Here is a 13,270-nt window from a genome sequence, read left to right as displayed (position 1 = left end):
GCCCCCGCGAGTTGCGGCGCACAATGATGTTCGACCCCTTGAGGGTCAAGGAGATTGAGGCTTGGAGCCGGTCGAAACCCTGCCGACAACGATCGTCGAGAACGGCCTGTTGAACGGCCGGGTGCGCTTGCGTCAACCCGCGCGCGGCTATCGCGCCGGGATGGATGCGGCTTTGTTGGCGGCGGCGGTCCCGGCCGAGGCGGGCCAGAGCGTGATCGAGGCGGGCTGCGGGGCGGGTGCGGTCCTGATGCAGATCGCGGCGCGACGGCCCGGCGTGACCCTGACGGGACTGGAGCGCGATCCGGTGATGGCGGCGCTGGCGACCGAGAATGCGACGCTGAACGGCGCAGCTGGATCAGCTATGATTCGTCAGGGCGACGTGGCGGCCGGGTTTCGGGCCCTCGGCGTGGAGCCGGCCGACTGGGCCATATCCAATCCCCCCTTCTTCGATGACGCCACGGCGTTGCGCGCCCCGGCCGAGGGCAAGCGGGGCGCCTGGATGGCCGACGACGGGCTGAAGGCGTGGACCGATTTCCTGTTGAAGGCGGTGAAGGAAGGCGGACGCATCGTGGTCGTTCACCGCGCCGACCGACTGGCCGATCTGCTGGCTTTACTGGGCGAAAAGGCGGGGTCGTTCGCCGTGCGGCCCATCCATCCCTTTGCGGACGAGCCGGCCAAGCGGGTGCTGGTGCACGCCATCAAGACCGGGCGCGCGCCGCTGCGGCTGCTGCCGCCGCTGATCCTGCACGACCGCGAGGGCGGCAAGCACACCTCCCAGGCCGAGGCCATCCTGCGCGGCGAGGCGTCGCTGGGATGGTGATCGGGTGGTCAATCGCGACCGGAACGCCTAAATGCCGCCTCCTGACGAAATCGAGCCCGCCCCGTGTCACCCGACGACCTTCCGCATGATCTTCAAGACGGCCTGATCGCCGTCGGCGAGGCCGCGCGCGACCTGCGCGAGCCGTGGTGGATCTTCGGCGGGGCGGCCATGGCGCTCTATGGCCTGACCGACATCCATGTGCCCGACATCGACGTGCTGTGCGCGCCGCGCGATGCGCGCAACCTGCTGGGCGCGCTGGGCGGCGTGGTGATACCCGATCCGGGCGAAGGTCTGTTCCGCTCCGCCGTCTTCGGGCGCGCGCCGGATCAGCCAATCCTGGTTGAGGTCATGGCCGATCTGGAGACCCGCGACGGCGGCGACTGGACCCCGGTCGCCTTCGGCTCGCGCCGCCGCGTCTTCGTCGAGGACACGCCCCTGTTCGTCCCGGACATCCGGGACCACATCGCCCTGTACCGCCTGTTCGGCCGCCCCAAGGATCTGGCGCGCGTCGAACAGCTTGAACGACTGATCGCCTGAATGCCTTTCCCCTTCCAGATTTCCGCCACCGAGGGCCGCGCCCGCACCGGGGTACTGAAGACCGCGCGCGGCGATATCCGCACCCCCGCCTTCATGCCGGTCGGCACCGCCGCCACGGTCAAGGCGATGACGGTGGATCAGGTCAAGGCGACCGGCGCCGACATCCTGCTGGGCAACACCTATCACCTGATGCTGCGCCCTGGGCCCGAGCGGATGGAGCGTCTGGGCGGGCTTCACAAGTTTATGGGCTGGGACAAGCCCATTCTGACCGACAGCGGCGGGTTCCAGGTCATGTCCCTGGCCGGCATCTCCAAGGTCAAGGAGGAGGCCGTAACCTTCTCCAGCCACATCGATGGCTCCAAACATGTTCTGACGCCCGAGCGGTCGATCGAAATCCAAGCCGACCGGATCGGCGCCGACATCTCGATGCAGTTGGACCAGTGCGTCGCCTATCCGGCCGAAAAGGATGCAGCTAGAAAGGCGATGGAGCTGTCGATCCGCTGGGGCGCGCGGTCCAAGGCCCGGTTCGGCGAACGTGAAAACCAGGCCCTGTTCGGCATACAGCAGGGATCCACCTTCGAGGACTTGCGCCGCCAGTCATCGGAGCAACTGCAAGAAATCGGTTTCGACGGCTACGCCATCGGCGGTCTGGCGGTCGGCGAAGGCCACCAGGCCATGTGCGAGGTGCTGGACTACGCGCCGGAAATGCTGCCCGCCGATCGTCCGCGCTATCTGATGGGCGTGGGCAAGCCGGTCGACCTGGTCGAGGCGGTGTATCGCGGCGTCGACATGTTCGACTGTGTCCTGCCGACCCGCGCGGGCCGTCACGGTCAGGCCTGGACCTGGGATGGCCCGTTGAACCTGAAGAACGCCCGCTTCGCCGAGGATCAGGACCCGCTGGACCCAACCATCGACGGCCCGTCATCGCAGTATTCGAAGGCCTATCTGCACCACCTGATCCGCGCCGATGAAATCTTGGGCAAGGTGCTGCTGAGTTGGCACAACATCGCCTTTTATCAGGCGCTGACGGCGGCCATGCGTGCGGCGATTTCCGAGGGTCGGTTCGAGCAGTTCAGGCGCGACTTCCACGCCCGCCACACGTCAAACGGCTGACACCTAAGGGTGCGGTCTGAATTAGCTGGGCGCAGCCGGCGGCGCGCAGTTCCGCTGCATGCCCATGCCTTTCAGGAAGGCGCGGCGCATTCGGCCTGACTGGATAGCCGACTGAACGTGCTTTGAGTGCTGTTCGGCGCCGCTCAGCCGACGGATCCAGTTTCGGCCGGGAATAAAGTCGGTCGTCGTGTCGCGAATGGCGTTCAGCGCCGCCTTGGTCGCCGCATCCGCCGCCCGCTCGCTGAGATAGGAGCCGTCCTGACGCGGCGGTTCGTCCGTATCGGGTCCCAGCGCTTCGTCCAACCGTGCGACTTCTGCGCCGATGGTCGTGCACTGATTCAGATTGCGCAGGTCGTAGGGATTGGCTTCGGCCTGAAGCAGCACCGTCGGGATCATCTGACGACGCAGGTTGAAGTCCTCCAGCGGCGCCGTCGCCGCCGCCGCGAAGCCCGCCCCGACCTGTTCGGCGCCGCCCATCGCCGACCGACCGGCATTGCAACCGGAAAGCGCAACAAGACTGACTGCGAGAAGAAGGCGTTTCATGGGTTGGCTTAGACCACGCCTCGGCTGACGATTAAAGCGTAGCGGCGGAAGCGTTCGGTAACGAAGAATTCTCTGATCTTATGGCACTTTGGCCGGTCGTTGGAGTTCGGTCGTGCCTTACATCGCCAAGAGCCTGGAAGCCCTGGACGCCCCTGCCGGTCCGTTCCAACGTCTTACGGAACTGGCCTGCACGGTTTTCGATGCGCCCGCCGCCGTCGTCACCCTGGTCAGCGGCGACAACGCCGTACTGTGGTGCAGCGATCGTGAACTGGTTCGAAGCCTGCCGCGCGAACGCACCCTCGGCGACCGTCTGCTGCGCCGGGGCAAAGAAGCCGTCCTGGTGGTCGAAGACGGCCTGGCGGACCCCGCAGCGCGCAATCATTTCCTGGTGGCGCCCCCCCTACAATCTGCGTTTCTACGCCGGCGTGACGATCTGCGGCCCGGACGGTCGGCCGCTGGGCGCGTTCGGCGTCATGGATCGCAAACCCCGCCCCCACCCCTCCGACGCCCAGATCGCGACTTTGCGCACGCTAGGCGCCATGGCCGAAGACATCATCGCGTCGCTGGAAGTCGGTCGCGTCAGCGATGAGCGCCACGGCACGCTGGAGCTGATCGAAAACATGGCAGGGGTCGGCCATTGGCGGTTGGAACTGGCCAGCGGCAAGGTCCACTGGTCCGACGAGGTGTTCCGCATCCATGGTCTAGATCGCAAAACCTTCGATCCCCAGGTCGATTCGGCCATCGACCGTTATCACCCCGACGACAGGCCCGGATTGTTGGCGGCGATCGCAAACTCGGCCGAAACCGGCGATGGCTACAAAATGCGGCTTCGGCTGATTCGCGCCGATGGCGAGGAGCGTGCGGTTCTGACCCAGGCCCGCGCCGAACGTAACGACGCCGGGGTCGTGAAGGTCCTTTACGGCGTGTTTCAGGACATCACAGACCAGCAGGCCCAGATCGCCCGCGCTCAGCGTGACGAGGCGCGCTATCGGCTATTGGCTGAAAACGTGGGCGACGTGATCACCCGCGTTCGCCCGGACGGCACCAGCAAATACATCTCGCCGGCGATCGAAAGCCTGCTCGGCTGGACCACCGAAGAGATGAACGGCCGGCCCATGGACTATGTCCATCCTGATGATCGGGAGATGGTGACCCGGGCCGTGCTGGGAACCATCCACACCAAGGAGCCGTGCCGGCTGGAGCACCGAGCCCTTCATCGCGACGGTTCGATCGTCTGGGTCGAATGCACCTTCCGCGCCCTGGCTGCCGAAACGGGCAAGCCGTCGGAGGTGGTGGTGGTCATCCGTGACATGACGGATCGCAAGATCCTGGCGGACGAACTGGTCACCGCGCGCGACCGGGCCGAGGCGGCGGCGGCCGCCGAGAGCGAGTTCCTGGCGAACATGAGCCATGAACTGCGCACGCCTCTGACCAGCGTCATCGGCTTTTCGAACCTGCTGAAGGCCAGCGAGGCCTTGCCTGAGGCCGAGAAGGGCTATGTCGCGCGCATCGCCACGGCCAGCGAAGCCCTGCTGTCGGTCATCAACGACGTGCTGGACTATTCCAAGCTTGAAGCCGGCATGATCGAGCTGGAGCCGCAGCGGTTCGACCCGGCCGCCCTGGCGCACGAGACAGTCCAGATGATGGAGGCCCAGTGTCTGGCCAAGGGTCTGGCGCTGCACGTCAACTTGTCGCCGGACATGCCGGATCGCCTGATGGGCGACCAGGCCCGTCTTCGACAGATCCTGCTGAACCTGCTGGGCAATGCCGTGAAGTTCACCAGCCAGGGCTCGGTCAGTCTGTCGGTCGGCGGTGCAATGGACGATAGCGGCGCATGGCGTCTGACGGCGGAGGTGACCGATACCGGCATCGGCATGAGCCCCCAGACCCAGGCCCATCTGTTCGAACGTTTCTCGCAGGCGGATCGGTCGACGACCCGGCTCTACGGGGGCACCGGCCTGGGGCTGGCGATCTCGCGGCGGCTGGCGCGGGCGATGGACGGCGATATCGTCGTCACGAGCCAGCCCGGCCTGGGATCGACGTTCAAGGTCACCGTCCCGCTGCACATCGCCGAGGGCGGATCGGAGGCCGAGGGCCCGCGCCTCAGCGTTGTGCCCGAGGGCCGCGTGTTGATCGCCGACGACGCACCGGCCAACCGCGAACTGATCAGCGCCATCCTTGTCGGCATGGGACTGGAGGTCGCTACCGCCAGCGATGGAGCCGAGGCGGTGCATGCGGTGCAGTCCGAAGTCTACGATCTCGTCCTGATGGATATGCAGATGCCGGTCATGGACGGCCTGACGGCCACGCGTGAGATTCGCCGTATCGAGCACGGCGGCGGACGCCGACTGCCGATCATCGCCCTGTCCGCCAATGTTCAGCCGGACCAGATCCAGCTGTGTCGCGACGCCGGCATGGACGACCACCTGGCCAAGCCGCTGCAACTGCCTGCCCTAATCGCCACCCTGTCGAAGTATCTCGACAAATCGAACGCTCCGATCGCGGCAGATGCGACTGCGCCAGGTCGTTTCGCGACGCACTGAAGGCAAGGCCCAGACAGCAAAAAGCCCGCCGAAGCGGGCTTTAAATGGTACGTCCTCTCGGGCTCGAACCGAGGACCCTCTGATTAAAAGTCAGATGCTCTAACCAACTGAGCTAAGGACGCACCGCGCGACGTCCGGGCTGGCCCGAACCGTCGAAGGGCGCCTTCTGTTGTAATCCGGCCTTCCGGTCAAGACCCGGTCTGCTACTCATTGGGCATGAAACCATTAAATGGCGTCCGCATCATCGAATTCGACGGCTTGGGGCCGGTCACCTTCGCCGGAATGATGTTGGCGGACCTGGGAGCGGAGGTTGTGCGGCTGACGCGCGACGCCTCGGCCGGACCATCTGTCTTCGACGAGGTCGGAGGCGAGGTCCTGCATCGGGGACGAGCGGCCGTTCCAGTCGATCTGAAATCACCGGCCGATCGCGAGCGCATCCTGCAGCTGATCGATGGGGCCGACGCGGTGATCGAAGGTTTTCGACCCGGCGTCATGGAGCGGCTGGGCTATGGTCCCGACGTTGTCCAAGCGCGAAAGCCCGCGCTGGTGTTTGGGCGCGTGACGGGATGGGGCCAGACGGGGCCGCTGGCGAATGGGGTCGGGCATGATCTGAACTACATCGGCCTGTCGGGCGTGCTGCACGCCATGGGCGAGGCGGATCGTCCGCCCTCCCCCCCGTTGAACCTGGTCGGCGATTATGGCGGCGGGGCCATGCTGTTGGTGGTCGGGGTGCTGGCCGCGCTGGTGGAGGCCAGGACGACGGGCAAGGGACGCGTGGTGGACGCCGCCATGACGGACGGGGCGGCTCTGCTGGGCGGTCTGTTCCAGGCCTTGCAGGGTCGGGGGCTGTGGAGCGACCAGCGCGGAGCCAACCTGCTGGACGGGGGCGCGCCCTTCTATCGCTGCTACGCCTGTCGCGACGGCGGGTTCGTGGCGGTGGCGGCGCTGGAGCCGCGTTTCTACGCTGCGCTGCTGGCCGGCTTGGAGATCGATCCGGCTGACGCGGTTCAATACGACATCGCCGCCTGGCCGGCCCTGCAAGCGCGGTTTGCGGCCTTGTTTGCGAGCAGAGACCGCGACGACTGGAGCGCCCATTTCGCCGGGACGGAAGCCTGTGTCACGCCCGTGCTGGGCCTGGCCGAGGCGCCGGCTCATCCGCACAATCAGGCGCGAGGAACATTCCACAGCGGCCTGCCGCAACCCGCGCCCCGTTTCGACGGCGTAGTTGCTGCGCCCTCCCCCAAATCCGAACTGACCTTAGATCAAATGGTCACAAAATGGTCCGATCACGCAGGATGACCGACGCAGATTTCGGCGTTAAGGGAACAGCTTAGCGCGACAGGCGTTTGGTCGGCGGAGACCGGGGACTTTCATGACACGCTCGATTTTTGTCTTGGCCGCCGCCGCTAGCGTGCTCGCGCTGTCGGCCTGCGACGACCGTCCTTCGCGCTCTGACGAAGACTATGGCGAGATGTCGGTCGAGCCGGCGCCTCCGCCGGTCAAGGAAGAAGCCCCCCCGCCTGCGCCAGAGGTGCAGGACCCGACGCCCACGCCTCCGCCGTCGACGACGCTTCCGCCTGAGGAACGCACGTCCGAACAGTCGGTCCAGCCCGAGAGCGAGACGCTGTTCTACTGACGAACAGGTTTGCCGGGGGGCGTCCTTTTGACGAAAGATCGAGTTTGACGTTCAGGCCTACCCTGCTGGTCGCCCTCGCGGCGTTTTCGGCCTGCGCCCATGCAGCGGCGGCGGAACCCCGCGCGCAGATCCGGGGCGACATGGACGGCGATCTGCGGCGGGCGCTGGAGCGGGCCGTGGGCGAGGTTGACGGCGCGCCGGCCAGCCGCTTCGAGGCCCGTCGTCGCGCCGAGAGCGCCGTGACCTCGGCGACCGCCCTGCTGCGGTCCGAAGGCTACTATCAACCGGTCGTCGAAGACATCGTCGAGGGCGAGGAGACGCCGATCGCGGTGGTCTCGGTCGAACCGGGGCGCCGTTTCCTGCTGACCGATCCGACGATCCAGTGGGCCGATCCCGCGCCGGAGGTCCAGGCGGCGGACAAGGCGAAGACTGCGATCGCGCTGAAGGCCGGCGATCCGGGGCGGGCGGCAGACGTCATATCGGGCGAAGGTCGGGCCGTGGCGGCGTTGGTGCGTGACGGCTATGCCGACGCCAAGGCCAATCCGCGCCGTGTCGTGGTGGATCACGCGGCCTTCACCGTCGCGCCGGAATATCGCATCGCCTCCGGCGCGCTGGTGCGTCTGGACGGCGTGCGTCTGACAAGCCAGGGCCGCACCAATCCCGCCTGGGTGGCGGGCCTAGCGCCGTGGAACGAGGGCGATCGCTACGATCCCGAAATGGTCGCGGAGCTAGAACGCCGGCTGCTGGACACCGGCGTCTATGACGGCGTCAGCGTCGCGTTGTCGCCACTGGACCAGATTACCGCCGACGGTCATCGCCCCGTGGTGGTCAGCCTGCAAGACCGCCCCCGTCGCGTGCTGGAAGCCGGCGCCACCTGGTCGACGGCGGAGGGCGCGGGCGTGGATGTGATCCAGACCCGCTACAACCGCTTCGGCCGCGCGGACACGCTGAGGCTGGAAGCGCGACTGGCAGACATCGACAGCCGGATCGGCGCCGACCTGTCCCTACCCCACTGGCGCCGACCCGGTCGGACGCTGAAGCTGGGCGCGGCGGTCGTAAACGAAGACACCGACGCCTATCTGCGCACCGCCGTGGTTCTGTACGCCGACCTGCAACAGCGGATCGGCAAGACCTCCTATTTCAACTACGGAATCGGGCTGGACGCGGGCCGCTACAGCGAGACGCGCTACGACTTCAGCACCCTGCCGCCGCAGCGCGTGACCTTCGACCGCAATCTGGCGATCGTCACCGCGCGGACCAGCGCCTACATCGACCGCTCCAACGACCCGCTGAACCCGACCAAGGGCTGGCGCGTCAATCTGGCGGTGCAGCCGACGGCGGTGACCGGGGATAGCAACATCCTGTTCCTGCGCACCGAGACGCAGGGCACCGCCTATTTCCCCGTCGCGGGTGATCGCACCATCCTGGCCGGACGGATGAAGATCGGCTCCATCGTCGGCGGCAGCGAGCTGAACGTGCCAGCCGACCGTCTTTTCTACGCCGGCGGTGGCGGTTCGGTGCGAGGCTATTCCTATCAGGGCGTCAATCCGCAGTTGCCGGACGGTACGCCGCGCGGGGGTCTGTCTCTGTTCGAAACCTCGTTCGAGGTGCGCCAGTCGATCGGTCAGAGCTTCCAGGCCGTCGCCTTCGTCGACGCCGGGTCCGTGGGCTTCCAGGAGACACCGAACCTGACCAACATGCGCTACGGCGCGGGCGTGGGCGTGCGCTACATGCTGCCGTTCGGACCGATCCGGGCGGATGTCGCCATGCCGCTCAACAAGCGTGAGGGCGATTCCGCCTTCCAGATCTACATCAGCATCGGGCAGGCGTTTTGACCGATACACCGCCCGAAGCCACGCCTGAAGAAGCGACGACGCCGGCCAAGGCCGCGCGGCCCGCGAAGCCGCGTCGCGGGCTGATCAGACGCATCGCCCTGGGCGTGGGCGTCGTGCTGGCCGGACTGCTGGTGCTGATCGCCGCCGCGCTGGTCGGAGGGCGTTACTACATCGCCTCGGACGGCGGTCGCGACATGGTTCTGCAACGGCTTCAGGACCTGAAGATCAGCCGCTACGGCCGGCTGAAGGTCTATGGGCTGAAGGGCGATCTGCTCAGCGACTTCACCATCGACCGCATCACATTGGCCGACAGTCAGGGCATCTGGCTGGAGGCGAACAACCTCAGCATGGACTGGTCGTATCTGGCCCTGCTCGGCCGCAGCTTCCATGCAAACGACATTAAGGCCGAGACCATTCGCGTCCTACGCCGTCCTGTGGTCGAGCCGCCCACTGGCGAACCGCCCAGCCCCCAGCCGATCTCGGTCCACATCGACAAGTTCGCGGCCAACATCGAACTGATGGAAGGTTTCTCCAAGGAATACGGTCGTTGGAGCCTGTCGGGGAACGCCAGCCTGCCACGCGCCGGCGCCAAGAGCGCGACGGTCAACGCCGACAGCCTGAACCGACCGGGCGACTTCCTGCGTCTGGCGGCGACCTTCGGCGGCAAGCTGGAAGACACGCGCCTCAACCTGCGCGCCAATGAGGCTCAGGGCGGACCGCTGGCGGGGGCCTTGGGCTATTCGCCGGATCAGCCCTTCTCGGCGGTTGCGGTTCTGAACGCGGACGTCGTCAATGCGCGGGTTCAGACGGGACAGTTCGTCCCCCTGATTGTCCAGGGCCATTTCGGCGACAAGGGCTCTCGCGTCGCGGGCTTCGCCGACTTCAGCAACTCGGACCTGCTGGCGCCCTTCGTCACCAAGATCGGCCGCACTGCGCGGTTCGGCTTCGCCATGGTTCCTACGCCGGACAAGGCCAGCCAGGGCGTGGCGTGGAAGCTGCTTTCCGACAACGTCCAGTCCGAGGCGCGCGGCCTGGTCCGCAACTCCGACCGCAGTTCGCCCGACGGAATCAGTCTGAATATTCAGACGGCCTCGCTGAGCCGGCTGGTCGGGTCCGATGTGGCGGGCCCAGCGGCCTATTCCGGCCTGTTCAAGGGCGACGCCCAGACCTGGACGCTCGATGGCCAGGTCACCCTGCTGAACGCCAATGTCGCCAGCTATCGCGCCACGCGCATCTCCGGACCGCTGAACGTCGCGGTCAAGAACGGCCGCATCGATCTGGACGGCGACATTCGCGCCAACGGCGGATCAGGCGAAGGCATCATCGGCGGCCTCTTGGGTCCTGCCCCGCGGGTGCAGATGAAAGCGGCGCGGATGAAAGACGGCGCCATCCTGCTGACCAAGGTCGATCTGCAGGGCCAAGGCCTGACGCTGAATGGCTCGGGCTCGCGCAATCTGCTGGGCGGGATGAACTTCCGCGGCGAGGCGCAACTGACCGACGCCAGGCGCGTGCTGCCCGACGCGCGCGGCGCCTTCGGCGGTCCGATCCGGGCCTCGTCGGCGCGGGCCGGCGCGCCGTGGGTGCTGAACTTCGACGGACGGGGCCGCAACCTGACTGTCGGTCTGGACGAGCTGGATCGCCTGCTCGGCAAGACGCCGCGTCTGCAACTGGCCGGCAAGCTGAACGGCGGACGTATCGAGGTCGAGCGCGGCGAACTGACCGGCGCGGCCGGGCGCGCGGGGGCCAAGGGCATCATCGAAACCGCCGGCAAGCTGAGGCTGGCGCTGGACTGGAACGCGCGTGGCCCGTTCGCGGCCGGGCCGGTCGAGATCGGCGGCGACATGAACGGACGCGGCGCCCTGACCGGCACACTGGCCCAGCCGCGCGTCGATCTGACCGCCGGCTTCCAGCAGGTCACGGCCGGCGCTCTGACGCTGAACAACGCCGATCTGACGCTGAGCTTCCGCAAGGGCGCGGATGCGTCGGACGGCCGGATTTCGGTGGTCAGCGGCTCGAACTATGGACCGGCGCGCGCCTCGGGCAACTTCTTCCTAGGCGGCAAGCGCATTCGGCTCAGCGATCTGGACGTGGACGCCGGCGGCGTGACGGCCCGGGGCGCCATCGCCCTGTCCGACAGCATTCCCTCCAGCGCGGACCTGACCTTCTCGGCGCGGGCGGGCGCCTTCCTGGCTTCGGGCGAAGCCAACGGACGGGTGCGGCTGACCGACGGCGGCGGATCGGACAGCGCCATTCTGGACGTCAGCGGTCGCAACGTCCGGCTGGCGGGTCAGAACTGGATCATTCGCAATCTCGATCTGGACGGACGCGGCACTCTGAACAACCTGCCCTTCACCCTGGCGCTGGACGTGGGCGGCCCCAACCCGGCCCAGTTCAACGGCACGGGCGTCTATTCGCGTCAGAACACGACGCACGGTCTGACGCTGCGCGGCGGCGGCCGGGTGCGCGAGGTGGCCTTCACGACCCGCAGTCCGGCCTCGATCACCCTGAACGGCGCCACGCGCACGGCGCATCTGGATCTGGGCGTGGGCGGCGGCGTGCTGCTGGCCGACCTGCGTCAGGATGCGCGCGGCGCCGCGATCCAGGCCGACCTGACGCGGGTCGATCTGGGCTCGATCTCTCCCGAACTGCGCGGCAACGTGACGGGTCAGGTCGCCCTGCGCGGCGCCGGCAGCGATCTGTCGGGTACGGCCAATATCGCCCTTCAAAACGTGCGCAGCATTGATGCGCCGCGCGGCCTGGCCGTCGATGGGCGCGTGGACGCGACCCTGGCGGGCGACCGGCTGAGCATCAAGGCGACGGCGGTCGACGAGGGCGCGGTTCAGGCCTCGGCTGACGTCGTCCTGCCGGTCGAGGCCTCGGCCGCGCCGCTGCGCCTGGCCATCGCCCGGACGCGCGAAATGTCGGGCCGGGTGTCGATCAACGGGCAGATCCAGCCGATCTGGGACCTGTTCCTGGGCGGCGACCGCAGCCTGGCGGGTCAGGTGGCGGGTCAGGCGACGATCGGCGGGACGCTGAACGCACCGCGTCTGAACGGCCGGTTCGATCTGAGCCAAGGCTCCTATCGCGAGAATGCGGTCGGTCTGGTGCTCAGCGACCTGACGCTGCGGACCCGGTTCGACGACACAGCCGCCCAGATCGAAACCTTCACGGCCAATGACGGCAAGGGCGGCACAGTGTCCGGCCAGGGCCGCATCGGTCTGCGCCAAGGCTCCGGATCGAACGCACAACTGATGCTGAACCGCTTCCGGGTCATCGACAACGATATCGCCGAGGCGCGCGCCTCGGGTTCGATCACCATCGTTCGCGGCGCCGACGGCAATATCCAGCTGGGCGGCCGCATCGACATCGACGAGGCCAAGATCGAACCGGAACTGCCCGGCGCGACCGGCATCGTCTCGATGGATGTGGTCGAGATCAATCGTCCCGGCGGCGATCCGGAGGAGACGGAGCAGAAGGCGCGCGGCCCGCAGATCGGCATGGACATCGTCCTGCGTTCCAGCGGCGGCAAGGTGCGGGTCAACGGTCGCGGCCTGAACGTGATCCTGGACGTGAACGCCCGGGTGCGCGGCACCATCGCCCAGCCGCAATTGACCGGGACGGCCAATGTGGTGCGCGGTGATTATGAGTTCGCGGGCAAGCGGTTTGTGTTCGACGACACCGGTCGCGTCACCCTGTCGACCGATCCCAAGCAGATCCGTCTGAACCTGGCGGCGACGCGCGAGGACGCGGCCCTGACCGCTTCGATCAACGTCACCGGAACAGCCGCCGAACCCAAGATCGCTCTGACCTCCACCCCGTCCCTGCCCCAGGACGAAATCCTGTCGCAGGTGCTGTTCGGACGGTCGGCGTCACAGCTGTCGGCCTTCGAGGCGGCGCAGCTGGCGGCCGGGGTCGCGGCCCTGGCGGGCGGCGGCGGGTTCGACGTGATCGGCAACCTGCGCGAACTGGCGGGGCTGGATCGGCTGTCCTTCGGCGGCGACGCGTCAGCGGTCACGGTTGCAGGCGGTCGCTACATCACCGACGACGTCTATCTGGAGGTCATCGGCGGCGGTCAGAACGGTGCGGCGGTCAAGGTCGAATGGCAGCCTCGGCGCAACGTCGCCATCGCCTCGCAGTTCGGCGGTCAAGGTCAGACCAGCCTGTCGATCCGCTGGCGTCATGAAAGCCGCGAGGCGGGCGACCGTCGTCCGAACCGGGGCGGCCGGAACCGCTAGGCCGCCCC

Annotated in this window: 9 protein-coding genes and 1 tRNA gene; 8 read left to right on the top strand and 2 right to left on the bottom strand. The window is 67.3% G+C overall.

Features of this window, described 5'->3' with window-relative positions; translation table 11 throughout:
• Positions 1–61 precede the first annotated feature (61 nt).
• The 3 genes from ASF81_RS09735 (at position 62) to tgt (ending at position 2,470) form a co-directional block, all read left to right on the top strand.
• On the top strand, positions 62–820 hold the full coding sequence (locus tag ASF81_RS09735) for a tRNA1(Val) (adenine(37)-N6)-methyltransferase (RefSeq protein ID WP_082503520.1): 759 nt from the start codon (positions 62–64) through the stop codon (positions 818–820).
• Positions 821–883: 63 nt separating this feature from the next.
• Positions 884–1,357: a hypothetical protein gene (locus tag ASF81_RS09730; RefSeq protein ID WP_055808117.1), complete on the top strand. Its 474-nt coding sequence runs from the start codon at positions 884–886 to the stop codon at positions 1,355–1,357.
• Positions 1,358–2,470 carry a tRNA guanosine(34) transglycosylase Tgt gene (gene tgt / locus ASF81_RS09725; protein WP_039245513.1) on the top strand — a complete coding sequence of 371 codons (1,113 nt, stop codon included), beginning with the start codon at positions 1,358–1,360 and terminating at the stop codon, positions 2,468–2,470.
• Between the two features lie 21 nt (positions 2,471–2,491).
• On the opposite strand, the gene ASF81_RS09720 is transcribed toward tgt, so the two are convergent.
• Positions 2,492–3,013 carry a hypothetical protein gene (locus ASF81_RS09720; protein WP_055808115.1) on the bottom strand — a complete coding sequence of 174 codons (522 nt, stop codon included), beginning with the start codon at positions 3,011–3,013 and terminating at the stop codon, positions 2,492–2,494.
• Between the two features lie 263 nt (positions 3,014–3,276).
• On the opposite strand from ASF81_RS09720, the gene ASF81_RS09710 reads away from it, so the two are divergent.
• Positions 3,277–5,556: a PAS domain-containing protein gene (locus ASF81_RS09710; RefSeq protein WP_162237591.1), complete on the top strand. Its 2,280-nt coding sequence runs from the start codon at positions 3,277–3,279 to the stop codon at positions 5,554–5,556.
• A 45-nt stretch (positions 5,557–5,601) separates the two neighbouring features.
• Here the strand turns inward: ASF81_RS09710 and ASF81_RS09705 are convergent.
• Positions 5,602–5,678, bottom strand: a tRNA-Lys gene (locus tag ASF81_RS09705).
• 88 nt (positions 5,679–5,766) lie between these two features.
• Here ASF81_RS09705 and ASF81_RS09700 point away from each other — a divergent pair.
• From ASF81_RS09700 to ASF81_RS09685, 4 genes are all read left to right on the top strand, one after another.
• Positions 5,767–6,855, top strand: coding sequence for a CaiB/BaiF CoA-transferase family protein (locus ASF81_RS09700; protein ID WP_200932933.1), 1,089 nt, complete (start codon positions 5,767–5,769; stop codon positions 6,853–6,855).
• Positions 6,856–6,928: 73 nt separating this feature from the next.
• Positions 6,929–7,192, top strand: coding sequence for a hypothetical protein (locus tag ASF81_RS09695; RefSeq protein ID WP_055808108.1), 264 nt, complete (start codon positions 6,929–6,931; stop codon positions 7,190–7,192).
• A 44-nt stretch (positions 7,193–7,236) separates the two neighbouring features.
• Positions 7,237–9,027: an autotransporter assembly complex family protein gene (locus ASF81_RS09690; RefSeq protein ID WP_055808106.1), complete on the top strand. Its 1,791-nt coding sequence runs from the start codon at positions 7,237–7,239 to the stop codon at positions 9,025–9,027.
• The gene (locus ASF81_RS09685; protein WP_055808104.1) at positions 9,024–13,262 is read left to right on the top strand and encodes a translocation/assembly module TamB domain-containing protein; all 4,239 of its coding nucleotides are present in this window, start codon (positions 9,024–9,026) and stop codon (positions 13,260–13,262) included. The genes ASF81_RS09690 and ASF81_RS09685 overlap by 4 nt, the downstream gene beginning before the upstream one ends.
• Positions 13,263–13,270 lie beyond the last annotated feature (8 nt).

The organism is Brevundimonas sp. Leaf168 (genome assembly GCF_001423685.1).
In the GTDB taxonomy this organism is placed as follows: domain Bacteria; phylum Pseudomonadota; class Alphaproteobacteria; order Caulobacterales; family Caulobacteraceae; genus Brevundimonas; species Brevundimonas vesicularis_C.
Note: the sequence above shows the minus strand (reverse complement) of the source record. Positions and strands in the feature narration are given on the sequence as shown.

Excerpts from the sequence above, each read along its gene's own strand:
- ASF81_RS09720 (WP_055808115.1), bottom strand. The coding sequence starts at position 3,013 with ATGAAACGCCTTCTTCTCGCAGTCAGTCTTGTTGCGCTTTCCGGTTGC.
- tgt (WP_039245513.1), top strand. The coding sequence starts at position 1,358 with ATGCCTTTCCCCTTCCAGATTTCCGCCACCGAGGGCCGCGCCCGCACC.
- ASF81_RS09695 (WP_055808108.1), top strand. The coding sequence starts at position 6,929 with ATGACACGCTCGATTTTTGTCTTGGCCGCCGCCGCTAGCGTGCTCGCG.